This window comes from Streptomyces sp. MUM 203J, assembly GCF_022414595.1.
In the GTDB taxonomy this organism is placed as follows: domain Bacteria; phylum Actinomycetota; class Actinomycetes; order Streptomycetales; family Streptomycetaceae; genus Streptomyces.
Map to the genome: position 1 here is coordinate 27501 of NZ_JADWYO010000032.1, position 26944 is coordinate 54444.

A 26944-nucleotide genomic window follows, 5' to 3' on the forward strand; every position below is an offset into this window, starting at 1 on the left:
CGGTGACGCCGGTGGGGTGCCTGCTGCCCGAACGCCCGCCGCGAGCCCGGGGCGGCGTGCCCGGCCCGCGGCCCGGGCACGGTCCGCCGCCCGGCACGGTCCGGCCAGGCCGCGGGCCCCGTTGTCCACAGGCGCGCCCGACTGTCGGCGGGCCCCGCTAGCCTTCTTCGAGTGACCGCACGACTCACCGACCCCGAGCAGCTCAAGGAGCTCCTCGGTATCCCGTTCACCCCGGAGCAGACGGCCTGCATCACGGCGCCGCCCGCCCCGCAGGTCGTCGTGGCCGGAGCCGGATCCGGCAAGACCACGGTGATGGCCGCCCGGGTGGTCTGGCTGGTCGGCACGGGGCAGGTCGCTCCCGGACAGGTCCTCGGCCTCACCTTCACCAACAAGGCCGCCGGCGAACTCGCGGAACGCGTCCGCACCGCCCTCGTCCGCGCCGGCATCACCGACCCCGACCCCATGGACCCGGACGACCCCCCGGGAGAGCCCCGCATCTCCACGTACCACGCCTTCGCCGGGCAGCTCCTCACCGACCACGGCCTGCGCATCGGCCTGGAGCCCAGCGCCCGGCTCCTCGCGGACGCCACCCGCTACCAGCTCGCCGCCCGCGCCCTGCGCGAGGCCCCGGGCCCCTACCCCGCGCTGACCCGCTCCTTTCCCACCCTGGTCAGCGACGTCCTCGCCCTCGACGGGGAGCTGGCCGAGCACCTCGTACGGCCCGAGGACCTCCGCTCGTACGACTCCGCGCTGCTCACCGCCCTGGAAGGGGCCCGCCTCAGCAACGCCGACCTGCGCAAGGTCCCCGAGGCCGCCGCCGCCCGCCGCGAACTGCTCGATCTGGTCATCCGCTACCGCGCCGCCAAACGCGACCGCGACCTGCTCGACTTCGGAGACCAGATCGCCCTCTCCGCCGAGCTGGCCCGCTCCCGCCCCGAGGTCGGAACGCTCCTGCGGAACGAGTTCCGGGTGGTCCTCCTCGACGAGTACCAGGACACGTCCGTCGCCCAGCGAATCCTCCTGTCCGGCCTGTTCGGCGGCGGCAGCGGTCACCCCGTCACGGCCGTCGGAGATCCCTGCCAGGCCATCTACGGCTGGCGTGGCGCCTCCGTCGCCAACCTCGACGACTTCCCCACCCACTTCCCGCACGCCGACGGGCGCCCCGCCACCCGCTTCGCACTCAGCGAGAACCGGCGCAGCGGCGGCCGTCTCCTGCACCTCGCCAACGGTCTCGCAGCGCCCCTGCGCGCGCTGCACGACGGTGTCGAAGCCCTCCGCCCGGCCCCCGGCGCCGAACGGGACGGCACCGTGCGGATCGCCCTCCTGCCCACCCAGGCCGAGGAGATCGCCTGGCTCGCGGACTCCATCGCGCACCTCGTCCGCACCGGCAGGGAGCCCGGCGAGATCGCCGTCCTGTGCCGCACGGCCACCGACTTCCCCGAGATCCAGGCGGCCCTCGTCGCGCGCGACGTCCCCGTCGAGGTGGTCGGCCTGTCCGGGCTGCTCCACCTCCCGGAGGTCGCGGACCTCGTCGCCGTCTGCGAGGTGCTCCAGGACCCGGGTGCCAACGCCTCCCTGGTGCGGCTCCTCACCGGTCCCCGCTGGCGGATCGGCGCGCGCGACCTGGCTCTCCTCGGTCGCCGTGCCAGGCTGCTGGTGCACCGCGACGCCGCCGGGGCGTCCGCCGACGCCGACGAGCGGCTCGCCGCCGCCGTGGAGGGCGTGGACCCCTCCGAGGTGGTGTCCCTGGCGGACGCCCTGGACACGTTCCTGGAGTCCGGCGGTCACGACGACGGGCTGCCGTTCTCCGCCGCCGCCCGCGTCCGCTTCGCCCGGCTGGCCGCCGAACTCCGCGACCTGCGGCGCTCACTGGCCGACCCCCTCATGGACGTCCTGCACCGCATCCTCGCCACGACCGGCCTGGAGGTCGAACTGTCGGCGTCCCCGCACGCCCTCGCCGCCCGCCGCCGCGAGACCCTCGGCAACTTCCTGGACGTCGCCGCACGCTTCGCCTCCCTCGACGGCGACGCCAGCCTGCTCGCGTTCCTGGGCTTCCTGCGCACGGCCGCCCAGTACGAGAAGGGCCTCGACAACGCGCTGCCCGGCGCCGAGAACACCGTCAAGGTGCTCACCGCCCACAAGTCCAAGGGCCTTGAGTGGGACGTCGTCGCCGTCCCCGGCCTGGTGACCGGCCAGTTCCCCAGCTCCCGGGCCCGCGAGGCCTGGACCGCCCAGCCCCAGGTGCTGCCGCACGCCCTGCGCGGCGACGCCGCCACCCTCCCGGACATCGACACCTGGGACGCGGCCTCGCTCAAGGCGTTCAAGGCGGCCATGAAGGACCATCAGCACACCGAGGAGCTGCGCCTCGGCTATGTGACCTTCACTCGCCCCCGGAGCCTCCTCCTGGCCTCCGCCCACTGGTGGGGCCCCTCCCAGAAGCGCCGCCGCGGTCCCTCCGGCTTCCTCCACGCCCTGCACGACCACTGCGCGGCCGGCCACGGCGAGACCGAGGCCTGGGCGGAAGAACCCGACGAGGACGCCGAGAACCCGGCCCTCACGGCGGTGGAGGCCGCCGACCAGGCCTGGCCCCTGCCGCTGGACCCCACCGCCCTGGCTCTCCGCCGCCAGGCGGCCGGCACGGTCCGCCACTACCTGGCAGAACAGCACACCCAGGTCCCCGGCGGGCACGGCGGCCCCGAGGACGACCCCCTCATGTGGCCGGACGAGCTGGACGAGCCGGAGGAGCTGTGCGAACCGGACGGGCCGGGCGAGCCGTGGCCCGGGGAAGCGGAGCCGGAGGCGGCCCGGCACGACGCCGAGCCGCAGGCGGGCGGCACACCCGACGACGTCCCACGGGCCGATGCCGACGATGCCGCCGAGCCGTCGGCCTCCCGCGCCGAGCCCGCCGCGCCTCCCGCCCCCGCCCCGCCCCCGGGGACCCTGCCCCACCAGCGCGCCCCACGGCCGTACGGCGACGAGGGCCCGCTCACCCCCGAGGAGGCGCGGGCCGTCGCGTCCTGGGACCGGGATCTGGAGGCGCTGGCAGGGGAACTGCTCCGGGCCCGGGCGACCACCCGTGACGTACCGCTGCCCGCGTCCCTCTCCGCGTCGCAGCTCCTGCGCCTCGCCGCCGACCCGGACGGCCTCGCCGCCGAGCTGGCCCGGCCGATGCCGCAGCCTCCGCAGCCGGCCGCCCGGCGTGGCACCCGCTTCCATGCGTGGGTGGAGTCCCGCTTCGAGGAGCTGCCGCTGCCCCTGCTCGGCCCGGAGGAACTGCCCGGCGGCGAGGTGTACGCGGACGAACCGGAGATCGAGGACGAACGGGACCTCGCCGCCCTCAAGGAGGCCTTCGCTCGCACTCCGTACGCGCGACGCACCCCCCACCGTGTGGAGGCGCCGTTCCAGCTGACCCTCGCCGGGCGGACCATCCGGGGGCGGATCGACGCGGTCTACCGTGACCCGGCCACCGGCGCGTACGAGATCGTCGACTGGAAGACCAGCCGACGGCACACCGGCGACCCGCTGCAGCTCGCGGTCTACCGCCTCGCCTGGGCCGAGCAGCACGGGCTGCCGCCCGACGAGGTGACCGCCGCCTTCGTCTACATACGCGGCGGGGACGTCGTACGGCCCGCCCACCTGCCCGGCCGTGCCGAGCTGGAAGGGATCATGCTCGGTGAGACGGCAGACGGGACACCCTCCGGCGCCGGATAGGCTCGGGAGCATGAGCCACACCCCGGACAGCGCCGTCCAGACGGTACGGAAGTACATAGACCAGCACCGCCCCGCGTTCCTCGACGACCTCGCGGACTGGCTGCGCATCCCCTCCGTGTCCGCGCAGCCGCAGCACGCCCCGGACGTGCGGCGCAGCGCCGAGTGGCTCGCCGCGAAACTGAAGGAGACCGGGTTCCCGGTCGTCGAGGTGTGGGAGACGGCCCCGGCCGGCGGCGGCGCCCCCGCCGTGTTCGCGCACTGGCCGTCCGCCGACCCCGACGCCCCGACCGTCCTCGTCTACGGACACCACGATGTGCAGCCCGCCGCCCGCGAGGACGGCTGGCACACCGAGCCGTTCGAGCCGGTCGTCCGCGACAACCGCCTCTACGCGCGCGGGGCCGCCGACGACAAGGGCCAGGTGTTCTTCCACACCCTCGGCCTCCGCGCCCATCTGGCCGCCACCGGCCTCACCGCCCCCGCCGTCAACGTGAAGCTGATCGTCGAGGGTGAGGAGGAGTCGGGCTCGGCGCACTTCCGGGCGCTCGTCGAACGCGAACGCGCCCGTCTCGCCGCCGACGCCGTGATCGTCTCCGACACCGGCATGTGGAACGAGACCACGCCCACCGTCTGCACCGGCATGCGCGGCCTCGCGGACTGCGAGATCGAGCTGTACGGGCCGGAACAGGACATCCACTCCGGCTCCTTCGGCGGAGCGGTCCCCAACCCGGCGACCGTCGCCGCCCGCATCGCCGCCGCCCTGCACGACGACCAGGAGCGTGTGACCGTCCCCGGCTTCTACGACGGCATCACGGAGCTCACCGGAACCGAGCGCGCCCTGATCGCGGAGCTGCCCTTCGACGAGGCGGACTGGCTGGCCACCGCCCGCTCCCACAGCACGCTCGGGGAGACCGGCTACTCCACCCTGGAGCGCGTCTGGGCCCGCCCGACCGCCGAGGTCAACGGCATCGGCGGCGGCTACCAGGGCCCCGGCGGCAAGACGATCATCCCGTCCTCGGCCCAGCTGAAGCTGTCCTTCCGGCTGGTCGCCGGACAGGACCCGGACCGTGTCGAGGCCGCCGTACGGGAGTGGGTCGCCACTCGCGTCCCCGCAGGCATCCGCCACAAGATCACCTTCGGGGCGTCCACCCGGCCCTGCCTGACCCCGCTCGACCACCCCGCGCTCCAGGCGGTCACCCGCGCGATGAGCCGGGCCTTCGACGGCTCGAAGATCCGTTACACGCGCGAGGGCGGCTCCGGACCTGCAGCAGACCTCCAGGACGTACTGGCCGCGCCCGTGCTGTTCCTGGGCATCTCCGTACCATCCGACGGCTGGCACGCACCGAACGAGAAGGTGGAACTGGACCTGCTACTGAAAGGCGCCGAGGCGAGCGCCCACCTGTGGGGCGAACTCGCCACCGCCCTCGGCTGAACCCCGCCGCGCCCCGCCCCCGGGCATCCCGCCGCCCGGCACCGGGTGACGCGCGGCCCGGAACCCCGAGCCACGTCACCGGGGCGGCACCGCCCGCCCGGGCGGTCCGGGTCCCGCGCACCCACCCGCGCACGGGGCCCGCCCGCCGCGAGGGGCACGGCCGAAGACCCGCAGACACACGCCGACACACACACCCACACACCGGGGGAGTTGGACGCACCAGTGAGCACCATCAGCAACGAGGCCGATCACCGCCCGATCGGCCTCACCGCCCCGAGCGGCATCGACCGCGCGGCCCACCACCGTCTTGACGAGGCCTGGCTGGCAGCGGCCTGGAGCCACCCCACCACCCGCGTCTTCGTGGTGTCCGGCGGCCAGGCCCTGATCGACGACACCCCCGACGGCCGCACCGAACTGGTCATGACCCCGTCCTTCGAGGCGCCCCTCACGGAGACCCACCGTTACTTCCTCGGCCGGGACACCGACGGTGTCAGCTACTTCGCCCTCCAGAAGGACGCTCTGCCCGGCCGCATGGACCAGTCGGCGCGCCCCGCCGGACTGCGCGAGGCCGGTCTGCTGCTGGAGGCCCGGGACGCCGGTCTCATGGCGCACGCCGTCGCCCTGGAGAACTGGCAGCGGCTGCACCGTTTCTGCTCCCGCTGCGGCGAGCGCACCGTCATCGCCGCCGCCGGTCACATCCGCCGCTGCCCGGCCTGCGGCGCCGAGCACTACCCGCGCACCGACCCGGCCGTCATCATGCTGGTGACGGACGAGCGGGACCGCTGCCTCCTCGGCCGCCAGGTGCACTGGCCGGAGGGCCGCTTCTCGACCCTCGCGGGCTTCGTCGAGCCCGGCGAGTCCATCGAGCAGTCCGTGATCCGCGAGGTGCACGAGGAGGTCGGCATCACCATCGGGCAGGTCGAGTACGTCGCCAGCCAGCCCTGGCCGTTCCCGTCCAGCCTGATGCTCGGTTTCATGGCCAGCGCCACGTCCACCGAGATCGACGTCGACGGAGACGAGATCGAGGAGGCCCGCTGGTTCTCCCGCGAGGAGCTGACCGCAGCCTTCGAGACCGGCGAGGTCCTCCCCCCGTACGGCATCTCCATCGCCTCCCACCTTCTCGAACTCTGGTACGGCAAGCCGCTGCCGAAGCCGGGCAGCACGCACTGACACGCCGAGGGCCCCCTCCCGGCCGGGAGGGGGCCCTCGGCGTGCCGCCACAGGCCTCAGCCGGCCAGGGCCTGCTGCACCTGGGCCAGGCTCGGGTTGGTCATCACCACGTCCCGGGAACCGCTCTCCGGCTTCACGAGCACCGTCGGCACGGTCTGGTTGCCGTCGTTGACCTTCTCCACGAAGGCGGCGGACGCCGGGTCCTGCTCGATGTTGATCTCGGTGTACGCGATGCCCTGGCGGTCCAGCTGGCTCTTCAGCCGCCGGCAGTAGCCGCACCAGGTCGTGCTGTACATCGTCACAGTTCCCTGCATGTCTCTTCCGCTCCTCTGGGTGCTCGGAGTGCGTGATCGCACACGGGGAACGCACCGGCCGCGCGGCTCATTCCCTCAGGGGGTATCCCGCCGGTATGACAAAGACCGCACCCCTGTGGACAAGCGGCACGGCCGCCTCCGCCGACCTGGCAGCATGGCAGGGTGACAGGAGCAACGCACACCACCCTCGTCCCGCAGGTGCCCCAGGACGCCGACGCGGTGCTCGACGGGCTCGACCCCGAGCAGCGCGAGGTCGCGACCGCCCTGCACGGACCGGTGTGCGTCCTCGCCGGTGCGGGGACCGGCAAGACCCGCGCCATCACCCACCGCATCGCCTACGGGGTGCGCGCCGGCATCCTGCAGCCCGCCAGCGTGCTCGCCGTCACCTTCACCAACCGCGCCGCGGGCGAGATGCGCGGACGGCTCCGCCAGCTCGGTGCGGCCGGCGTCCAGGCCCGTACCTTCCACTCCGCCGCGCTCCGCCAGCTCCAGTACTTCTGGCCGAAAGCCGTCGGTGGCGAACTGCCTCGGATCCTCGACCGCAAGGCCCAGACCGTAGCGGACGCCGCCGCCCGCTGCCGGGTCCGCCTCGACCGCACCGAGCTGCGCGATGTCACCGCCGAGATCGAGTGGGCCAAGGTCACCCAGACCGTCCCCGCCGACTATCCGGCCGCCATCGCCGAGGCCCAGCGCGACGCCCCCCGCGACCCCGCCGAAATCGGCCAGATCTATTCCATGTACGAGCAGGTCAAGCAGGAGCGCGACACCCTCGACTTCGAGGACGTCCTTCTGCTGACCGTGGGCATCCTCCAGGACCGCCAGGACATCGCGGAGCAGATCCGCCGCCAGTACCAGCACTTCGTCGTCGACGAGTACCAGGACGTCTCCCCGCTCCAGCAGCGGCTGCTGGACCTGTGGCTCGGGGACCGCGACAGCCTCTGTGTCGTCGGTGACGCCAGCCAGACGATCTACTCCTTCACCGGGGCCACCCCCGACTACCTGCTCGACTTCCGCACCCGGCATCCCCACGCCGCCGTCGTGAAGCTCGTCCGCGACTACCGCTCCACCCCCCAGGTCGTGCACCTGGCCAACGGCATCCTCGCCCAGGCCCGCGGCCGGGCCGCCGACCACCGGCTGGAGCTGGTGTCCCAGCGCGGCCCCGGCCCCGAACCCGTCTACACCGCCTACGGCGACGAACCCACCGAGGCCGAAGGCACCGCCCGCCGCATCCGCGACCTCATCGCCTCCGGTGTCCCCGCCGCCGAGATCGCGGTCCTCTACCGGGTCAACGCCCGCTCCGAGATCTACGAGCAGGCCCTCGCCGACGCGGGAGTGCCCTACCAGCTGCGCGGCGCGGAGCGCTTCTTCGAACGCCAGGAGGTACGGGAGGCCGGAGCCGCCCTGCGCGGCGCCGCCCGCTTCGGAGCCAACGACCGGCTCCTCGACGATGTCGTCGACCTGCCCTCCCAGGTCCGGGCCGTCCTCTCGACCAAGGGCTGGACCACCGAGCCCCCCTCGGGCTCCGGAGCCGTCCGGGACCGCTGGGAATCCCTCGCCGCCCTCGTCCGCCTCGCGGAGGACCTGGCCCGCGCCCGCCCCGCCGCCACCCTCACCGACCTCGTCGCGGAACTCGACGAACGGGCCGCCGCCCAGCACGCCCCCACCGTCCAGGGCGTCACCCTTGCCTCCCTGCACGCCGCCAAGGGCCTCGAATGGGACGCCGTCTTCCTCGTCGGCCTCACCGAAGGAACCCTCCCCATCACCTACGCGAGGACCGACGAGCAGATCGAGGAGGAGCGCCGCCTGCTGTATGTCGGCGTCACCCGCGCCCGCCGGCACCTCTCCCTGTCCTGGTCCCTGTCCCGCTCCCCCGGGGGGCGCCCCCACCGCGAACCCTCCCGTTTCCTGAAGGGCCTGCGCCCCGGCACCGTACCGAGCACAGCGGGTCGCGGCTCCTTCGCCGCGGGCGGTGCGGCCGCCGCAGCCCGCCCCGGCGGCACCCGCCCCCGGCGCGCCCGGGGGCCCGTGCGCTGCCGGGTGTGCGGCACGACCCTCACCGCTGCGGGCGAGATGAAGCTGATGCGCTGTGAGGACTGTCCCTCGGAGATGGACGAGGCGCTCTACGGGCGGCTGCTGGACTGGCGGTCCCGCGCGGCCCGGCGGCTCGGCCAGCCCGACTACTGCGTCTTCACCGAGAAGACCCTCATGGCCATCGCGGAGGCCACCCCCGCCACCGATGCCGAGCTGGCCGTCATCCCGGGCGTCGGCATCCGCAAGCTCAACCGCTTCGGCTCCGACGTCCTCGCCATCTGCGCAGGTCAGCCATGCTCGGACGAGAACGTCGAGGACTGAGACGAACTCGTCGGAAAAATAGTTTGCGCGCGCCCCAGAAGTCCCCATAGGTTCTTAACCACGCGAACAGCGGCTTCACTGAAGCGCTGTCCTCGTGCTGTACTTATCCGAATACACGAGGGACCGGGCCCCGCCCGATCCCCCCGAGACGCCGAGAGGAGGCGAGTCCAGTGATCAGCATCAACTTCAACACCACCAGCTTCGTCAGCACCGCCAAAATGACCGATCGCCCGGTCGCCTCCGCCTGCTCGCTCGGCATGTCCGGCCACTTCGGCCGTACCCGCTCGGCGTTCACCGGCACCGGCCTGTCCGGCTTCGGCTCCGAGGCCGCCCGTCCGGCGTCCCTCCTGATGGAACTCCCCGTCATCGAGGGATCCCTGGCCGATGAGCGACCGACCAAGGCACTGGAAGCAGACGTAGCAGCGGCGCAGGCCCCGGCCTATGCCATTGCGGCGACCGGTGCCGGCAACCAGAAGCAGACGACGCAGCACCACCACACGATGTGGGCCTTCCGCGGGCTCGAACCCTGGAGTGATCCAGCCTGATCCAGGATCAGGCCGGCGCCTTCAGGGCCGCGGAACCCCACCAGGGATCCGCGGCCCTTCTGTTTTCCCTCACACGGGGCGACAGAGCGAAGGGGCCTCGGGACCAAGCAGTACCCGGTACCAGCCCACCGGCCGACCGGCCGGACCGACCATGACGAGGAAAACACCACCGTGCAACTCGAAGCGCACGCCCCGTCCGTACCGCCCTCCGAGACGATCCCCCCGCCCGGCCTTCAGAAGGACCCCAACGTGACCGCCCTCAGCGCTCTCACCGCGCTCACCGCGCTCGACGACGCGATCGAGAACCTCGGCGTACCCGTTCCCTGCCGCTCCTACGACCCCGAGGTCTTCTTCGCGGAGTCGCCGGCGGACGTCGAGTACGCCAAATCCCTCTGCCGCACCTGCCCTCTGATGGACGCCTGCCTCGCGGGCGCCAAGGAGCGCCGCGAGCCGTGGGGTGTCTGGGGCGGTGAACTCTTCGTCCAGGGTGTGGTCGTCGCCCGCAAGCGGCCCCGTGGCCGCCCGCGCAAGAACCCGGTCACGGCATGAACGCCACCGGAACGATCGATCGCCCCCTCACGCACGACCCTCAGAAGCAGGCCCCGATGACCTCTTCCACCCACGAGCCCATGGGCTCCGCGACCTCTGACGTCACCACTCTTGGCGCCCACGCCTCGCGCCAGAACAGGAACCGTGAAATGCAACTCATCCCCGAAGCCCTGGCCCGTGCCCATATGCACGAGCGTCTGCACGAGGCAGAGCAGCAGCGGGCCGGTGCCCGCCTGCTCGCCGCCCGGCGGATGCAGCGCCGCGCCGAGCGCGCCTCGCTCCGCGCCCGCCGCGCCCTGGCCATGGCCGTCATGCAGTAAGCGCCACACCACCCGCCGCGGGGGCCGTCCGAACGGACCGGCCCCCGCGGTGCGTTGTACCGGGAACCGGCGGCCCGGGGAGTTATCGTCGCGAAGTGAACGACCGGACCCCCGAACCCCCGAGGTCCCGCACGCAGAGCGTCACCTGCTCCCGCTGCGGCACGACCGCCGACACCCTCCCCCTGACCTGGACCTGTTCCGTCGAAAACGGCACGAGACTCTACTTCTGCGAAACCTGCGCCCGAACCCACCTCAGGTCCATCGAGAGCCGCCTCGACTCCTCCTGGTGGTAGGGGGCCTCCCCCTTCCCCGCATCCCCACCTCCCCCCTCCCTCCCGTTTCGTCGGTCTTCGCCTGTGGGACCCGTTCAGCTCAGTCCCGGCCGTCAGGGGTGAAGCCCGGGAGCCAGGTGGAGAGTTCTGCGTGGAGGTCGACGGTGGCGTCGAGTTGGCACAGGACTCCGATGGTGCTCAGGGTGACACGGTGGATGAGGAGGTAGGACGGGGGCAGGTTCAGGCGCTTGCCCAGTTGGTGGGCGGGGGAGCGGGGGTCCGCGATCCTGGCTGCCTGGGTACGCAGCCAGTCCCTCGTGAAGGCGAAGGATTCCGCCTGGGCCGGTTCGATGATCGGCAGGAGGTAGTCCAGGACCTCGTCGGGGTCCAGGGTGATGGACTCCTTGACGAACTCCTCCTCGCGGAGGAGCTGATAGACCGTCTCCGCTTCGCCCTCCAGAGCCATGCGGAGGCAGGTGCCGATGGTCTCCGGAAGGCCGCCCGGGAGGCGGTCCACGGTGCCGAAGTCCAGCACACCCAGACGCAGCTCCCCGTCGGCTTCACCGGGCAGCAGCCGGAAGTTGCCCGGGTGCGGGTCCGCGTGCAGGAGCCCCGTGCGGGCCGGGCCCGAGAACAGGAAGCGTGCCAGCAGCTGGCCCGCGCGGTCCCGCTGGTCGGGAGTACCGGTCGCGATGACCTCCGACAGAGGTGTGCCTTCGATCCACTCCGTCACCAGGACCTGGTCCGACTGGTGGACCACATCCGGGATCACCACGTCGGGATCCTCCGCGAACTCGGTCGCGTGCTTCCGCTGGGCCCGGGCCTCCAGCTCGTAGTCCAGCTCCTCCGCCACCCGGTCGCGCATCTCGTTGATCAGCGGCTTGATGTCCATGCCCGGTACCAGGGGGCCCAGCAGCCGGGCGAAGCGGCTGAGCTGTGCCAGGTCGGAGAGGAGTGCCTCCCCCGCGCCCGGGTACTGCACCTTCACCGCAACCTGACGGCCGTCCCGCCAGACCGCCCGGTGTACCTGCCCTATCGACGCAGCCGCCGCCGGTTTGTCCTCGAACTCCAGGAACAGCGCCCGCCAGTCCTCACCCAGCCGCTCCTCCAGGACCTCGTGCACCGTCCGGGTCGGCATCGGAGGCGCCGCCTCCTGAAGCTTCGTCAAGGCGGCCCGGTAGGGGCCCGCGACCTCCTCCGGCAGCGCCGACTCGAACACCGAGAGCGCCTGACCCAGCTTCATCGCACCCCCCTTCAGTTCGCCGAGCACCTTGAACAACTGCTCCGCCGTCCGCTGCTGCAGTTCCCGCGCCACGATCTCGGCCGGTTTGCCGCCGATCCGCTTGCCCAGCCCCCAGGTGGCCCGGCCCGCGAAGCCCAAGGGCAGCGCCGCCAACTTGGCGGTCCGGGTGACCGCCTTCCGAGGAAGATCCGACATGCGCCCCTCCAAATCCCTGGCAGCCGAACCGCGTTCGTCCCGCATGCGCCACGGACGGCCGTTACCCCGCCATTGTGTCCTGCCTGCTTCCGGCCACCACGGCCCCCACGTCACTCCTCCCGGCCGCAGCCCCGCACGGGCACTCCGCGTGCGGCTCCACCCGGTGCGAGCGCCACTCCAGCAGCGGTGACGCCACCTCCCAGCGCGCCCCCGCACTCGCCGGCGGCGATCCGTCGAGGAACGCCAGCGCGTGCGCCGCCGCCAGGCCCGCCACCGCCGACACCAGCGCCACATCCCCCGCCGGCCCCGTGCCCCGCCTGCCGGACCGCCACTGGGCCAGCATCCGCGGCCACACCGGGTCGCCGTCCGTCCGGTGCAGCTCCAGACACCGCCCACAGGCTGTGCCGCCCGGCACCACCAGCGGACCCACCACACCCGTCGCCTCCAGCAACCCCGTGAAGAGATGCGGCACGCCCGACTCCACCCAGCGGTCCGCCGTCACCGGATCCGGGGCATACGCCTCCAGACCCTCGCGCGGAGCGATGACGGTCAGGGCCGGTTCCGCCGCCTGCCCGCGAGGCCGGTGTCCGGCTTCCGGGGGCGCCGAGCCTGACACGAGGCGGCGGGCCGACACGTCCCTGCGCTTCCCGACCGACTCGGCCGGGTGCCCGCCCGGTGACACATCCCACGGCTCCACACACCCCCCGTCCAGCACCTCCACCTCACCCACGCCCGCAGCCGACAGCAGCGCCGCCACACCCGCACCCACCCGGCCCGCGCCCCGGACCCGCACCCGCATGCCGCCCCGCGCCGCCAGACGCCGAAGCGCTCCGCCCGGCTCCCTGTGCACCACCGACAGCGACGCCAGATCCGCCCGTAACCGGTCCAGCGCACCGTCCCTCCGCCGCAGTGCCTCCACCGCCGGATCGCCGGCCGCCCGGTCGTCCAGCAGCCCCGCCCCGGCCAGCCTCCGCAGCAGGCCTTCCAGCCAGCCGTCCGGCACGCCGAGCGCCCGCGCCTCCCTCCGCAGCAGTTCCGTGCCCCGCGTCCCGTCGAGCAGTCCGAGCAGACTGCCCGTCGTCGTGTCCACCGGGCCCACCACCACGGCATGCGCCGCCGTCACCCCGTACTGCACATACTGGAGATCCCGCCAGGCCCGCCGCAGTGCGGGCTTCACCGCCGGATGCATGCCGCCACCCCTCTCCTCGTCCGGATGCCTCGTTCCCGACACCGACAGCATGCCGAGAGTGACGGCCCGCGTGCCGAAGGTCATCCACAGGGCGGCTCATCAGTCATACGAATGCTGCGGGTTGTGGAAGGGGCGTGCACAGGCCCGGACGATGGCGGACATCCCCCCGGCCAGCGGGTACCGTCGGGGCGTGTCCGCCGACTCCCCCCACCGTCCGACCAGCGCCCCGCCACCCGGCCGCGGAGACTCCGCCGCGGGGACGCCCGCCGTGGGAACGTCAGGCGGGAGAGCATCGGGCGGGAGAGCAGCCGATGTCGAGGTGCGGCGGAGTTCGCGGCGCCGACGGACCGTTTCCGCCTACCGCGAGGGCGATCGCACGATCGTCCTGATCCCGGCCCGCATGTCCGAGGCGGAGGAGCGGCGCTGGGTCGACGTCATGCTCGACAAGCTCGCCGCGCAGGAGAGCAAGCGGCTGCTCGGTGACTCCGAACTGGCCGGGCGTGCCGAGCGGCTCGCCGCCCAGTACCTCGAAGGGCGCGCCCGCCCGGCCTCCGTGCGCTGGGTCACCAACCAGAACACCCGCTGGGGCTCCTGCACCCCGGCCGAGGGCAGCATCCGCCTGTCCCACCGGCTCCAGGGCATGCCGGAGTACGTCATCGACTACGTGCTCCTGCACGAGCTGGCCCATCTGCTCGTCCCCGGGCACGGCCCCCGCTTCTGGCGCCTGCTGGAGGCCTACCCCCGCACGGAACGGGCCCGTGGCTACCTCGAGGGCGTCGTCGCCGCCGCCCGGCTGCCGCACGTTCCCGGGCCGGGCACCGAACCGCCGTCCGCGTGACGCCGTCCCGGACACCCGCTCCTGTACCGAGTCCGTACCAGTCCTCGTCCGGCGCGGCTACCCCCGTGGTTCCTGCCGGAACCAGCCGTTAGCCTTGCGCGACGCACACACCATCCGGGATGGGGGACGGTCGTTACGCATGGCCAGGGAATTCCAACGGGGCCACAAGGCCCGGATCAGTGATCTGACCGCCGGGACCGATCTGTACGTGGGCGTGCAGATCGCCGCCCCCGGACTGAGCTTCGACATCAGCTGCTTCGGCCTGGACGCCGACGAACGGCTCTCCGACGACCGGTACTTCGTCTTCTTCAACCAGCCGAAGTCGCCCGAGGAATCCCTCCAGCTGCTCGGCCCCCAGGCCGGTGACACCGAGTCCTTCCGGGTCACCCTGGATCGTGTCCCCGAAGGGATCCACAAGCTCTCCTTCACCGCCACGATCGACGGCGACGGCCAGATGTCGCAGGTCGGCCCCGGTTATCTCCGGATCGTCGCCGGTGGCGAGGAGGTCGCCCGCTACGCCTTCAGCGGAGCGGAGTTCAGCACCGAGCGGGCCGTGATGCTCGGTGACTTCTACCGCAAGGACGGCTGGCGTTTCGCCGCCGTCGGCCAGGGTTTCGACGGCGGACTCGAAGCACTGCTCAAGAACTTCGGCGGCGAAGTCCTCGAAGAGGAAGAGCCGCAGGCCCAGGAGCCCCCGCAGCAGGCGGCCCCCGGGTTCGCACCGCCGCCGGGGCCCGCCCCGTCCCAGGCCCCCGCACCGGCACCCGCCCCCGCGTTCGGCACGCCGGCAGCGCCTCCCGCTCCGGAGCCCGCCGCCCCCGCTCCGCACCGGCAGCCCGTGCATTCCGCGCCCACCATGGTGGCACCGATGACCCCGCAGGGGGGCATCCCGAACCCGCCCGCGCCGCCCGGCCCGGCGCCCGCCCCGCAGGCCCCGTCCCCGTACGGAGCGCCGCAGCCCGGCGCGTACGGCCAGGTCCCCGGCCAGACGCCCCCGCCCGGCGCCCCCGGCCAGTACGGCCAGACGCCCCATGGCCAGGGCCACGCTCCCGGACAACCCGTGCCCGCCCCCACCGCCCCCTACGGGCAGCCGCCGTACGGCCGGCAGCCCGGGGACATGTCTCCGGCCGGTGCCCCGCACGCCGCCGCGCCCCAGGCCCCCGGCCTCACCGTGGCGCTGCAGAAATACCGGGAAACGCCCACCGGGCAGCGCTGGACCCCGCAGAACGCACAGCTCATGCGGGTCGACCTGAGCCACGGCGAGACCGCTGTCCTGGCCCGCCAGGGCAGCATGGTCATGTACCAGGGCAAGGTCGACTTCGGCTACAAGGGCGCCGGCTTCGCCGGACGGATCGTCGGCAACGCCACGGGCCAGGAGATGCAGCTCATGCGCTGCACCGGCCGCGGTCAGGTGTTCCTCGCGGAGAACGCCACCCACCTGCACCCCATCGAGCTGCAGGGCGACGGCATCTGCGTCTCCGCCGAGAACGTCCTCGCGTTCGACGAGTCGCTGCACCACGAGGTCCGCCGGATCGAGGGCCACGGGATCCCGGGCGGGGCGCTGTTCACCATGCTGTTCCAGGGCACCGGCACGGTCGTCGTCAAGACGCACGGCGTTCCCGTCGTGCTGCCCGTCACACCCACCACCTTCGCGGACTGCAACGCCGTGGTGGCCTGGTCCGCGGCCTCCCAGGTGGTGCTGTCGAGCCAGGTCAGGCTGCGCCGCAACGCCTACCCGGGGCACAGCGGGGAGAGCGTCAACCTCCAGTTCCGGGGAGCGCCCGGAAACTTCATCATCGTCCAGCCGTACGAGGTCTGAGGGAGCCCGCACCCATGAACCAGCAACTCTCGGGCTACGCCCCGACCCCGCCCGTGGCCCGTATGGAGAACCACGGCTCGTCCATGCTCAAGGTCGCCATGGCCACCGGCCAGGACCTGTACGCGCGGCCCGGCTCCGCCGTCGCCTACGAGGGCTTCATCCAGTACGAGCCGAACCCGCCCGCCGTGCGCCAGATCGCCGCCTCGTGGTTCACCGGCGAGAGCGCCCCGGTCATGAAGTGCTCCGGCGACGGTCTGCTGTACCTCGCGGACTACGGCGCCGACGTCGTGATCATCAATCTGAACAACGACGCACTGTCCGTCAACGGCACCAACGTGCTGGCCTTCGACGCCCACCTCCAGTGGGGCGTCGAACGGGTCAAGGGCATGGCCAAGTTCGCCGGGCAGGGCCTGTGGAACGTGCAGATCTCCGGCACCGGCTGGGTGGCGCTCACCTCGCTCGGCACACCGATCGTCGTCGACTGCGGACGCGGCGACGACGAGACGTACGTCGACCCGGACGCGCTCATCGCCTGGTCGCCGTCCCTGAAGGTGAAGGGCAAGCGCAGCTTCAAGGCGGGCTCCCTCATCGGGCGGGGCAGCGGCGAGGCCTACCAGATGGCCTTCTCGGGCCAGGGCGTCGTCGTCGTGCAGCCGAGTGAGGACAGCACGGACCGCCTGCGGATCCGGCACTGAGGACCAGGGGGAGCGAGAAACACCATGCAGAGCCCGCTTTTCGGCCACACGGAACAGCAGAGCCAGGACCGGTACACCGTGCAGAACCCGCAGCTGCTGCGGGTCGCACTCACCGGCCATGACGACATCCTCGCCCGCAAGGGCGCCATGGTCGCCTACCAGGGGCTGATCGACTTCGACGGCGAGTACCAGAGCCGGAGCCAGCGCACGGCGCGCGCGCGTACCGGTGAGGGCCTGGACCTGATGCGCTGCTCGGGCCAGGGGACCGTCTACTTCGCCAACCTCGCCCAGTACGTCCACGTCGTCGACGTGGACCAGGAGGGGCTGACCGTGGACAGCTCCTATGTGCTGGCGCTGGACTCCACGCTGCACACCGAGGTCATCGCCGTCGACAGCCAGTACGGGATCTCCGGGTCCGGGAAGTACCAGCTGAACATCTCCGGCAGCGGCAAGGTCGCGTTGATGACCTCGGGCCAGCCGCTGATGATGCAGGTCACGCCGGACAAGTACGTCACCGCCGACGCCGACGCGATCGTCGCCTGGTCGTCCTCGCTGAGGGTGCAGATGCAGGCCCAGACGCACGCGTCGGGTGTCCGGCAGCGCCGTGGCAGTACGGGTGAGGGCTGGGAGCTGAGCTTCCTCGGCCAGGGCTTCGCGCTGGTGCAGCCCAGCGAGGTCATGCCTCCGCAGCATGCACAGATCGGCCCGGGGCTCGGTGCCCAGTTCGGCGTCGGTCAGCACGGGGTGCACGCCCAGAACCAGAACAACGCCTGGAACTGACACCGGGACGCAGACACCCGCGAGGGGCGGCCCGCCCTCGCGGGCCGCCCCTCGCCGAGGCGCCCGGCCCCTCACACCGGCGGCCCCTCAGAGGCGGGCCAGGGTCGCCCGTACGAGTCGCACCACCGACGCGTCGGCCACTGCCGCCACCTCGTCGTACGCGAACCAGCGCAGGTCCAGCGACTCGTCGCTGATGGCCTCCACCGCGCCGGGCGGCGCGACGGCGGCGTACTGCACGTCGAGGTGCCAGGCGCAGGGCGTCTCGTGCCGGTCCAGCCGCACCGGGCCGCCCGGCAGCAGCGTCAGGCCCGGGATGCCGGACTCCTCCGTCGCCTCCCGCAGCGCGGCCCCCGCGAGTGTCGTGTCCTCAGGCTCGCAGTGGCCGCCCATCTGCAGCCACATCCGCATCTTCCGGTGCAGGGTCAGCAGCACCCGGTCCCGCTCCGGGTCCACCACCAGCGCGCTCGCCGTCAGATGCCCGGCCTCGCAGGACTTCCACATCGCGTCCTCGTACGCCGCCAGGTGGTCCAGATACGCCCGGCGCAGGCCTCCCTGCCCCTCCTGGCCGTCCTCGTACGCCTTGAGTACGAGGACGGCGTCATCACGCAGGGTCACTTGCCGGTCTCGCCCTCGTCGTCCCCGGCGGGACGCTCCGGGGCGCCCCCAGCCGCCTCCCCGAGCATCTTGTCCAGCTCGGAGAAGTCCAGCTGCTCACGGTGGACGAAGCCGTCCGGGTCGTCGAGGTCCGTGGCCGTCGGCAGCATGTCGGGGTGCTCCCACAGCGCGTCGCGCCCGTCGACGCCCCGGGCGTCACCGAGCAGAGCCCACAGCCGCGAGGCGTCCCGCAGCCGCCGCGGACGCAGCTCCAGGCCGATCAGCGTCGCGAAGGTCTGCTCGGCGGGCCCACCGGTGGCGCGCCGCCGCCGCAGCGTCTCGCGCAGCGCGTCCGCCGAGGTCAGACGGGTCCCGGCGGCGGTGTGCACCACCGCGTCCACCCAGCCTTCGACCAGCGCCAGGGCCGTCTCCAGACGGGCCAGCGCCGCCTTCTGCTCCGGAGTGTCCTCCGGCTGGAACATGCCCTGCTGGAGCGCCTCCTGAAGCTGTTCCGGGTTGCTCGGGTCAAGCTGGGAGACCGCGTCCTCCAGCTTCGAGGTGTCGACCTTGATCCCGCGCGCGTAGCCCTCGACCGCGCCGAACAGATGCGAGCGCAGCCACGGCACATGCGCGAACAGCCGCTGATGGGCGGCCTCCCGCAGCGCCAGGTACAGCCGTACCTCGTCCGGCGGCACGCTCAGGTCCCTGCCGAACGCCGCCACGTTCAGCGGCAGCAGCGCGGCCTTCCCGGCCGGGCCCAGCGGCAGCCCGACATCGGTCGAGCCGACCACCTCGCCGGCCAGCACCCCCACGGCGTGCCCGATCTGCTGGCCGAACATGGCGCCGCCCATGGACCGCATCATGCCGATCAGCGGCCCCGCCATGGCCTGCATCTCCTGCGGCAGCACCTCGCCCATGGCGGTACCGACCCGCTCGGCCACCGGGTCGACGAGCTGCTGCCACGCGGGCAGGGTCGCCTCAACCCACTCCGCGCGGCTCCACGCCACGGCCGTGTTCGCGCCCGAGGGCAGGGACGTCGCCCCGTCGAGCCACAGGTCCGCCAGGCGCACCGCCTCCTCCACGGCCGTCCGCTCGGCCGGGCCCACGGACGCGTCCTTGGTGCCGTCGGACGTGCCCTGGGCGACCGTCTGGCGGGCGATCTGCTTGGCCATGTCCCAGTTCACGGGACCGCCCTCGTAGCTCAGCATCTGGCCGAGCTGCTGGAAGGCGGCGCCCAGGTCCGCCGGATTGAAGGACCCGAACATCGCGGCGAACGGATTGTCCGCGCCGCCCTGACCGCCTCCGGGCAGCCCGCCGAACCCGAACGGGTCCGCACCACCCTGGGGCTTCTTCTTGCCTTCGTCGCCGTCGTCCGGCTCCTCCGGCGGAAGGCCGAATCCGAATGGGGTGTCGCTCACGGGGTTCCTCGGCTGGTAGGGCCGTCGGCCTCGTGCCGACGGCGGTTGCCCGACATCACACCCAGCGTAGACATCCGGGCCGGTATGGGGCTCGGTGCTCCACTGACGCGGCGCCTGCGGCAGGATGGACCGCACCTGGTCCGTACGCGTTGTCGCGCGTAGGTACTGAAGACAACCGCTGGAGACGCCTGGTGAGTTCCCCAGATCCGCAGGTTCGCGCAGCGCGAAACCGCTCAACCTCGTCCACCGCCCGAGGGCCCGTGGTCGCCGTCACCGGAGCCGCCTCCGGGGTCGGTGCCCTGCTGACCCGGCGCCTCGTCGCGTCCGACGAGGTCAGGCAGGTCATCGCGATCGACGAGCGGCGCGGCGAGGTGCCCGAGGCGCACTGGCACATCCTCGATGTGCGGGACCCGGCCATCGCGGACAAGCTGCGCGATGTCGACGTCGTGGTGCACCTGGCCCTCGACCTCGACCTGGAGACCGACGCCGCCGCCCGTACCGCGTTCAACGTGCGGGGGACGCAGACCGTGCTCACCGCGGCTGCCGCGGCGGGCGTCCGGCGGGTCGTGCTGTGCACGTCCGCGATGGTCTACGGGGCGCTGCCCGACAACGACATCCCGCTGTCCGAGGACGCCGAGCTGCGCGCCACCGAGGAGGCCACCGGCGTCGGTGACCTGCTGGAGATCGAGCGCCTGGCCCGTCGGGCACCGCGCGCGCACCCCGGCCTGAACATCACGGTGGTTCGCCCGGCCGTTCTCGTCGGCGGCACCGACACCGCGCTGACCAGGTACTTCGAGTCACCGCGGCTGCTGGTCGTCGCCGGTTCGCGGCCCGCGTGGCAGTTCTGCCACGTCGAGGACCTGGCCAGTGCCCTGGAGTACGCGGCGCTGGAGAAGGCCGACGGGGAGTTCGCGGTCGGCTGCGACGGCTGGCTGGAGCAGGAGGAGGTCGAGGAGCTGAGCGGCATCCGGCGCATGGAGCTGCCCTCCGCGGTCGCGCTCGGCGCGGCGACCCGGCTGCACCGGATCGGTCTCACCCCGTCACCGGCCGGTGACCTCGCGTACACGATGCATCCCTGGGTGGTGAGCGTCGGCCGCCTGCACGACGCGGGCTGGCGGCCCGAGTGGACCAACGAGGAGGTGCTGGCCGCACTCCTGGAGGAGGTCAAGGGCCGGCACACGGTGGCGGGCCGCCGCCTCGGCCGCAAGGACGCCACGGCCGCGGGGGCCGCCGGCGCGACGGTCGCGCTGCTGGGCACTGCGGCCCTCGTGCGGCGGGCGCGTCGGCGCCGGGGGCTGTAGGCCGTGTCCGGCCGGTGAGGCACGGGGCGGGGCCCGCACGTGTCCCCCGGGCCCTCGGCGGCGGCCGGGCAGGGGGATGCTCCAGGGGGCTGACGACGGGTGCCGGTGCTCCGCGTCGACGCTCACGTCCGCCGTGCACCCGCACGCGCCGGACCCCGCTCGACGGCGGAGCGCACCGGGCCCGGATCCGGCGTGATCCGCCGGACACGCCCCGGCGGTCGGCCCCGTGCGTGCCGGAGGACGCCGCCCCGTACGCCCGGCTGCCGCCGCGGGCGTTCCGCCACACGTGCGCAGTGCCGGTTCGCCCTGTGTGAGGCTCCAACGCGTGTCCGTGTCCGCCGGTCGAACAGGCAATTCCGCGATGCCGGTCCCGTACGGCACGATGGGGGCATGGCTCCCACGTACGATCACCCCGGTGAGCGCGCGGCCAGCGATCCCATCCGGCTGCTGGCGATCCGCGACACGCCGCTCTCCCTCGACGAGGTCTTCCGCGCCGTCGGTGACGACTCCGCGGGCGGCACCGCCCTCTTCGTCGGCACCGTGCGCGACCACGACGGCGGCGCCGACGTGGACGCCCTCGGCTACTCCAGCCATCCCACCGCCGAGGCGGAACTGCGCAGGGTGGCCGAGAAGGTCGTCGCGGACTTCCCGGTACGGGCCCTGGCCGCCGTCCACCGGGTGGGCGACCTGGCCGTCGGGGATCTCGCGGTGGTCGTCGCCGTGTCGTGCCCGCACCGCGCGGAGGCCTTCGCGGCGTGCCGGAAGCTCATCGACGACCTGAAGCACGAGGTCCCGATCTGGAAGCACCAGCGCTTCTCGGACGGACAGGAAGAGTGGGTCGGCGCGTAGCGCCGTCCTGGTGGCCGGGTGACGGGAGGGCGGGTCGGCGCGTGGCGCCGTCCTGGTGGGGTGGTGGCCGGGTGACGGGAGGGCGGGTCGGCGCGTGGCGCCGTCCTGGGGCGGCCTGCGGTGGCTGTTCCCGGGGTGCGGTGTCGATTTGCGTAACCGCCTGCCCGGCTGGAGCGTTGAGACAGCGACCGACTCGTCGGATGAGCATCTGATCGACGGATGAGTCGGCCGCGGTACGCGCTTTCGATCACCGGGACGGGAGGTCGCGATGGCAGCGCTCGTCTGGTTGCTGATTCCGCTGTTCACCATCGTCGGCGTCGCGATGTGGAGCAGCTGGGCCTCACGGAACCGTACGACGGGGGACATGGCCGAGCTGGCGGGATACGCCCGGTTCCGCGAGGCCATGGACCAGCACGCCGGGCAGCATCGCATCATCGGCTGATCGCCCCGGACGGACGGCCTGGGCGGTGCACTGACAGCCCTGTCCCGTACTGTCGTTCCATGCCACGCCGCACCGCGACGATGCTCGCCTCCACCCTGATCCTGATCTCGCTGATCTGCGTGGGACTGTTCATCCCGGTGCCCTACGCCGAGATGAGCCCGGGCCCCACGGTCAACACCCTCGGGGAGTCCGGCGGGCAGCCCGTGCTGAAGATCGCCGGACGCGAGACGTATCGCACCTCGGGCCATCTGAACATGACGACGGTGCGGGTCACCGGTGCCGAGTACCGGATGAACATGATCTCGGCGCTCACCGGCTGGCTCAGGCACGACAGCGTCGTCGTCCCGCACGAGACCCTCTACCCGGACGGCAAGACCGAGGAGGAGTCCACCCAGGAGAACGCGGAGGAGTTCTCCCAGTCCCAGGAGAGCGCCCGGGTGGCCGCCCTCAACCAGCTCGACATCCCCGTGAAGTCCTGGGTGGTCGTCGCGTCCGTGGTGAAGGGCGGGCCCGCCGAGGGCACGCTGCACGCCGGTGACGTGATCAAGGCGGTCGACGGCACCGCCGTGAAGGAGCCGAAGGACGTGGCGGCGATCGTCACCAAGCGGCAGCCCGGCGAGCCCGTGGACTTCACGGTCGTTCCCGCCGACGAGGCCGCGGCCGCCGAGAAGGCCGGGCGGGAGCCCACCTCGACCGAGAAGGTCACGGTCACCACCAGGAAGGCCGACGACGGGAACCGCGCCGTCGTCGGTATCCGGGCCGGTACGGACCACACCTTCCCGTTCAGCATCGACATCCGGCTGGAGGATGTCGGCGGGCCGAGCGCGGGCCTGATGTTCGCCCTCGGCATCGTGGACAAGCTCACCCCGGAGCAGCTCACCGGGGGCCAGTTCATCGCGGGCACCGGCACGATCAACGACGCGGGCGAGGTCGGGCCCATCGGCGGCATCGGGATGAAGCTGGTCGGAGCGCGCCAGGCCGGGGCGAACTACTTCCTCACCCCGTCCGCGAACTGCGCCGCCGCCGCGGCCGACACCCCCGACGGGCTGACCCTGATCAAGGTCGACACGATCGGGGACGCGGTGAAGTCCCTGGAGAAGGTCCGAGCCGGCGACACCGCGGGCCTCCCGAGCTGTTCCACGGACTGAGGGCCAGGCCCCTCAGGGCCGCCGCTGAGCGCCCGGCCTCCGGGGGCCCGCCGCCGAGGGCTCAGCCCTCGAACGTCGCCGACAGCGCCTCCGCCAGGTTCGGCACCAGGTCGGCGCCGGTCAGGACCTCGGTGGGGGAGTCCTTCTCGCGGAGGCGCACCGCCGACTCGCGGGCACCGTCCCGCAGCACCGCGACCGTCATCCGGACCTCGCGGCGCTCCGGGTGGTCGGCCACCCAGCGGGCCAGAGCCGCCTGGTCGAGGGCGTCCGGCACGGCGCCCTCGGCGGACGGCGGCAGCATCAGCCGCTCCACTGTCAGCGCGCAGCCGACGACCGCGTCCGGCCAGGCGATGGTGGCCAGGAACTCGTCGAGCGCGGCCCCGGCGGGCAGCTCGTCCTGCTCGATGGGGGTGAGCGGCGCGGTCGCCTCGGCGTCGTCGAGGCCGAGCTGAGTGGCCATCTCCGGCTCCTCGGCGCGCATCCGCGCGGTGTCGACGAGGGCGAACAGCCGGGCGGGCTGGTCCCAGCCGAGGGTGGAGGCGTACTGGTCGATCTCCAGTACGGCACGGGTGAGCGGGCTGGCGGCCATCGGAGGGCCGTCGGAAGAAACATTGGACATGGGCAATATCCTGCCTCTTCTCGACCCGGAGGCGGGAACCAGGTAAAGCTTCAGTAAGTTGCATCAGTGGGCCCTGTGCGTTGCGGGGCCCCTGGCACCACATACGACCGCGAACTTCAAGGGGCGCACGTTGGCTTTCCAGATGCCGGACCGCGGCGGAGGCCCGACCGGGCCACGGATCAGAGTCGGCCGGCCGTCGCGGCGGGCCCGTACTCTCCTCATGACCCTGGGCGTGCTGGCCGTCCTCGGCATGCTCTTCGTCATGTTCTCCGGGTTCTGGACGGACTGGCTCTGGTACCGGTCCGTCCAGTACTCCTCCGTCTTCACCACCACCCTGTGGACCAAGATCGGCATGTTCGCCGTCTTCGGTCTGCTGATGGCCCTGGCCGTCGGGCTGAACATCTGGCTCGCACACCGGCTGCGGCCGCCGCTCAGCGCCATGTCGCTGGAGCAGCAGAGCCTGGACCGCTACCGCATGGGTGTGGCCCCGTACAAGAAGTGGGTGCTCCTCGGGGTCTCCGCGCTCGTCGGGCTGATCGCCGGTGCCTCCGCCTCCGGGCAGTGGCGCACCTGGCTGATGTGGGTGAACGGCGTGCCCTTCGGCGAGAAGGACCCGCAGTTCAAGATGGACGTGGCGTTCTACGCCTTCGACCTGCCCTGGTACCGCTTCCTGCTCGGCTTCGGCTTCGCGGCCACCGTGCTGTCGCTGATCGCCGCGGCGGTCACGCACTACCTGTACGGCGGGCTGAGGGTCACCAGCCCCGGAGCCCGCGCCACGGCGGCGGCCACCGGGCACCTGTCGGTGCTGCTCGGCGTCTTCGTGTCCCTCAAGGCCGTGGCGTACTGGCTGGACCGGTACGGCCTGGCGGTGAAGTCCAGCGACTTCAAGGCGACCGGCAACTGGACGGGTCTGCGGTTCGTCGACGCCAACGCGTACCTGCCGGCGAAGACCATCCTGTTCTGCATCGCGGTCATCTGCGCCCTGCTGTTCTTCGCGACGCTGTGGCGCCGCACCTGGCAGCTGCCGGTCATCGGTTTCGGCCTGATGGTCCTGTCGGCCATCCTGATCGGCGGCCTCTACCCGGCGATCGTCCAGAAGTTCCAGGTCGACCCCAATGAGCAGGCCAAGGAAGCGCCGTACATCGCCAAGAACATCGAGGCGACGCGCAAGGCCTACGCCATCGACGGCACCAAGCCCGAGAACTATTCGGGTAAGGCGGCGACGAAGGCCAAGGAGCAGCTCCGGGGCGACGCCGCCACGGCCGCCAGCTACCGTCTGCTCGACCCGACCATCGTGTCGCAGACGTTCCAGCAGCTGGAGCGGAAGCGCAACTACTACCAGTTCCCCGTGACGCTGGACGTCGACCGGTACGACGGCAAGGACACCGTCATCGGTCTGCGTGAGCTGAACATCAAGGGCATCCCGAAGCGGAACTGGATCAACGACCACTTCACCTACACCCACGGTTACGGCGCGATCATGGCCGCGGGCACCCAGGTGGACGGCCGCGGCTCCCCGGTCTTCACCGAGAACGGGCTGCCCACGAAGGGCCAGGTCGGTACGTACGAGCAGCGGATCTACTACGGCGAGAAGACCGAGCAGTACTCGATCGTCGGCGGCCCGCAGAAGGAACTCGACTACGAGGCCAACGGCGAGCAGACGACGAGCTTCAAGGAGAAGAGCGGCGTCAGCCTCTCCAACCCGTTCAACCGTGCCGCCTACGCGGTCGCGCTGAGCGAGCCGCAGATCCTCTACTCGGGCGCCATCGGTGACGGCTCGCGGATCCTCTACAACCGCACCCCGAAGGAGCGCGTCGAGGCGGTCGCCCCGTGGCTGACCATCGACGGCGACGCCTACCCGGCGGTCGTCGACGGCCGGATCCAGTGGATCGTCGACGCCTACACGACGACGAACGGCTACCCGTACGCCTCCCGTACGACCCTCGGTGACACCACCGCGGACTCGCTGACGGCCGGCAACCAGACGCGGGCGGTCGTCGCCCAGCAGAACCAGGTCAACTACATCCGCAACTCGGTCAAGGCCACCGTCGACGCGTACGACGGCTCGGTCCGGCTGTACGAGTGGGACACCCAGGACCCGGTCCTCAAGACCTGGAAGAAGGCCTTCCCCGGCACCGTGCTGGACAAGAAGGACATCCCGGCCGACCTCAAGGCGCACCTGCGCTACCCGCAGGACATGTTCAAGGTCCAGCGCGAGCTGCTGACCCGCTACCACGTCGAGGACCCGGCGCAGTTCTACAGCGGCAGTGACGCCTGGCAGGTGCCCGCCGACCCGACGGTCAAGGACGGCAACTCGGTCCCGCCGTACTACCTGAGCATGAAGATGCCCGGGGACACACAGCAGAAGTTCTCGCTGACGACGACGTTCACGCCGAACGGCCGCCCGAACCTGAGCGGCTTCATGGCGGTCGACGCGGACGCCAACAGCGAGGACTACGGCAAGATAAGGCTTCTGAGGGTCACGTCGGACGTGCCGGGCCCCGCGCAGGTGCAGAGCAAGGTCAACGGCCTGCCGGCCGTGGCCACGTTCGTCCGTGACATGAAGGGTGCCGACTCGGAGATCGAGTACGGCAATCTGCTCACCGTGCCGCTGGACGGCGGGTTCCTGTACGTGGAGCCGGTGTACGCCCAGGGCCGCAGTGCGAACCTGCCGTTCCTGAAGAAGGTCGCCGCGTCGTACGTCGCCGCCGGCGACAACGAGAACGGCACCGACACCACGGTGTTCGAGGACAGTCTCGCCGAGGCGTTGAACGCGGTGTTCGGCGTGGACGGCGAGACGCCGCCCACCCCGCCGACGACGCCCGACGAGCCCACCCAGCCGCCGGCCACCGGTGACGCCGCTCTCAAGGCGGCCATCGCGGACGCCCAGAAGGCGTTCGACGAGGGTGAGGAGGCCCTGAAGAAGGGCGACTGGACGGCGTACGGCAAGGCCCAGCAGGACCTGGCCGACGCGCTGCAGCGCGCCGCCGACGCGGACGCCGCCCGCAAGGCGGCGGACCAGAAGAACACCGACGAGAAGCCCGCCGACGGCGACAAGCCCGCCGACGGTGACAAGCCCGACGACGGTGACAAGCCCGACGACGGTGACAAGCCCGACGACGGCGGATAACCGGTGGAAAGGCTCCCTCCGT

23 protein-coding genes are annotated in these 26944 nt (G+C 72.2%); 17 read left to right on the forward strand and 6 right to left on the reverse strand.

What is annotated here, in order from left to right; translation table 11 throughout:
• The first annotated feature begins 171 nt into the window (after window positions 1–171).
• The 3 genes from I3F58_RS17575 (at window position 172) to nudC (ending at window position 6310) form a co-directional block, all read left to right on the forward strand.
• Window positions 172–3711 (forward strand): ATP-dependent DNA helicase, encoded by a 3540-nt coding sequence (locus I3F58_RS17575; RefSeq protein ID WP_240109563.1) that lies wholly within the window; start codon window positions 172–174, stop codon window positions 3709–3711.
• Window positions 3712–3721: 10 nt separating this feature from the next.
• The gene (locus tag I3F58_RS17580) at window positions 3722–5140 is read left to right on the forward strand and encodes a dipeptidase (protein ID WP_240109564.1); all 1419 of its coding nucleotides are present in this window, start codon (window positions 3722–3724) and stop codon (window positions 5138–5140) included.
• A gap of 222 nt (window positions 5141–5362) precedes the next feature.
• Entirely contained in the window at window positions 5363–6310 is a 948-nt protein-coding gene (gene nudC, locus I3F58_RS17585; protein ID WP_240109565.1) for an NAD(+) diphosphatase, read from the forward strand.
• Between the two features lie 56 nt (window positions 6311–6366).
• On the opposite strand, the gene I3F58_RS17590 is transcribed toward nudC, so the two are convergent.
• The gene (locus I3F58_RS17590; protein ID WP_240109566.1) at window positions 6367–6624 is read right to left on the reverse strand and encodes a mycoredoxin; all 258 of its coding nucleotides are present in this window, start codon (window positions 6622–6624) and stop codon (window positions 6367–6369) included.
• A gap of 162 nt (window positions 6625–6786) precedes the next feature.
• On the opposite strand from I3F58_RS17590, the gene I3F58_RS17595 reads away from it, so the two are divergent.
• From I3F58_RS17595 to I3F58_RS17615, 5 genes are all read left to right on the forward strand, one after another.
• Window positions 6787–8976, forward strand: a complete 2190-nt coding sequence (locus I3F58_RS17595) for an ATP-dependent DNA helicase UvrD2 (protein ID WP_308355034.1) — start codon at window positions 6787–6789, stop codon at window positions 8974–8976.
• Between the two features lie 218 nt (window positions 8977–9194).
• On the forward strand, window positions 9195–9521 hold the full coding sequence (locus tag I3F58_RS17600) for a hypothetical protein (RefSeq protein ID WP_275678638.1): 327 nt from the start codon (window positions 9195–9197) through the stop codon (window positions 9519–9521).
• Between the two features lie 171 nt (window positions 9522–9692).
• Window positions 9693–10070, forward strand: a complete 378-nt coding sequence (locus I3F58_RS17605) for a WhiB family transcriptional regulator (protein ID WP_240109568.1) — start codon at window positions 9693–9695, stop codon at window positions 10068–10070.
• The gene (locus I3F58_RS17610; protein ID WP_240109569.1) at window positions 10067–10390 is read left to right on the forward strand and encodes a hypothetical protein; all 324 of its coding nucleotides are present in this window, start codon (window positions 10067–10069) and stop codon (window positions 10388–10390) included. The genes I3F58_RS17605 and I3F58_RS17610 overlap by 4 nt, the downstream gene beginning before the upstream one ends.
• Before the next feature lie 95 nt (window positions 10391–10485).
• Window positions 10486–10683 carry a hypothetical protein gene (locus I3F58_RS17615; protein WP_240109570.1) on the forward strand — a complete coding sequence of 66 codons (198 nt, stop codon included), beginning with the start codon at window positions 10486–10488 and terminating at the stop codon, window positions 10681–10683.
• 79 nt (window positions 10684–10762) lie between these two features.
• Here I3F58_RS17615 and I3F58_RS17620 read toward each other — a convergent pair whose 3' ends face one another.
• Window positions 10763–12100 carry an AarF/ABC1/UbiB kinase family protein gene (locus I3F58_RS17620; RefSeq protein ID WP_240109571.1) on the reverse strand — a complete coding sequence of 446 codons (1338 nt, stop codon included), beginning with the start codon at window positions 12098–12100 and terminating at the stop codon, window positions 10763–10765.
• 61 nt (window positions 12101–12161) lie between these two features.
• On the reverse strand, window positions 12162–13289 hold the full coding sequence (locus I3F58_RS17625) for a TOMM precursor leader peptide-binding protein (protein WP_240109595.1): 1128 nt from the start codon (window positions 13287–13289) through the stop codon (window positions 12162–12164).
• A 190-nt stretch (window positions 13290–13479) separates the two neighbouring features.
• On the opposite strand from I3F58_RS17625, the gene I3F58_RS17630 reads away from it, so the two are divergent.
• The 4 genes from I3F58_RS17630 to I3F58_RS17645 all read left to right on the forward strand — a co-directional run bounded on the left by I3F58_RS17630 (window position 13480) and on the right by I3F58_RS17645 (window position 17421).
• Window positions 13480–14127, forward strand: a complete 648-nt coding sequence (locus tag I3F58_RS17630; RefSeq protein WP_374207992.1) for a M48 family metallopeptidase — start codon at window positions 13480–13482, stop codon at window positions 14125–14127.
• Between the two features lie 139 nt (window positions 14128–14266).
• Window positions 14267–15946 (forward strand): TerD family protein, encoded by a 1680-nt coding sequence (locus tag I3F58_RS17635; RefSeq protein WP_240109573.1) that lies wholly within the window; start codon window positions 14267–14269, stop codon window positions 15944–15946.
• A 14-nt stretch (window positions 15947–15960) separates the two neighbouring features.
• Window positions 15961–16641 carry an AIM24 family protein gene (locus tag I3F58_RS17640; RefSeq protein WP_240109574.1) on the forward strand — a complete coding sequence of 227 codons (681 nt, stop codon included), beginning with the start codon at window positions 15961–15963 and terminating at the stop codon, window positions 16639–16641.
• A gap of 24 nt (window positions 16642–16665) precedes the next feature.
• Complete coding sequence (locus I3F58_RS17645) at window positions 16666–17421, forward strand: AIM24 family protein (protein WP_240109575.1); 756 nt, start codon at window positions 16666–16668, stop codon at window positions 17419–17421.
• 87 nt (window positions 17422–17508) lie between these two features.
• On the opposite strand, the gene I3F58_RS17650 is transcribed toward I3F58_RS17645, so the two are convergent.
• A complete protein-coding gene (locus tag I3F58_RS17650; protein ID WP_240109576.1) occupies window positions 17509–18036 on the reverse strand; it encodes an NUDIX hydrolase in 528 nt (175 codons plus the stop codon).
• Entirely contained in the window at window positions 18033–19433 is a 1401-nt protein-coding gene (locus I3F58_RS17655; protein WP_240109577.1) for a zinc-dependent metalloprotease, read from the reverse strand. The genes I3F58_RS17650 and I3F58_RS17655 overlap by 4 nt, the downstream gene beginning before the upstream one ends.
• A 191-nt stretch (window positions 19434–19624) precedes the next feature.
• On the opposite strand from I3F58_RS17655, the gene I3F58_RS17660 reads away from it, so the two are divergent.
• From I3F58_RS17660 to I3F58_RS17675, 4 genes are all read left to right on the forward strand, one after another.
• On the forward strand, window positions 19625–20734 hold the full coding sequence (locus tag I3F58_RS17660) for an SDR family oxidoreductase (protein WP_240109578.1): 1110 nt from the start codon (window positions 19625–19627) through the stop codon (window positions 20732–20734).
• Window positions 20735–21124: 390 nt separating this feature from the next.
• A complete protein-coding gene (locus tag I3F58_RS17665) occupies window positions 21125–21583 on the forward strand; it encodes a molybdenum cofactor biosynthesis protein MoaE (protein WP_240109579.1) in 459 nt (152 codons plus the stop codon).
• 268 nt (window positions 21584–21851) lie between these two features.
• Window positions 21852–22025 carry a hypothetical protein gene (locus tag I3F58_RS17670; protein WP_240109580.1) on the forward strand — a complete coding sequence of 58 codons (174 nt, stop codon included), beginning with the start codon at window positions 21852–21854 and terminating at the stop codon, window positions 22023–22025.
• A 59-nt stretch (window positions 22026–22084) separates the two neighbouring features.
• Window positions 22085–23173: a PDZ domain-containing protein gene (locus I3F58_RS17675; RefSeq protein ID WP_240109581.1), complete on the forward strand. Its 1089-nt coding sequence runs from the start codon at window positions 22085–22087 to the stop codon at window positions 23171–23173.
• Window positions 23174–23234: 61 nt separating this feature from the next.
• Here the strand turns inward: I3F58_RS17675 and I3F58_RS17680 are convergent, their stop codons facing one another.
• Window positions 23235–23792, reverse strand: coding sequence for a PPA1309 family protein (locus I3F58_RS17680; protein WP_240109582.1), 558 nt, complete (start codon window positions 23790–23792; stop codon window positions 23235–23237).
• A gap of 142 nt (window positions 23793–23934) precedes the next feature.
• Between I3F58_RS17680 and I3F58_RS17685 the strand changes: the two genes are divergently transcribed.
• The gene (locus I3F58_RS17685; protein WP_240109596.1) at window positions 23935–26922 is read left to right on the forward strand and encodes a UPF0182 family protein; all 2988 of its coding nucleotides are present in this window, start codon (window positions 23935–23937) and stop codon (window positions 26920–26922) included.
• Window positions 26923–26944: the final 22 nt, after the last annotated feature.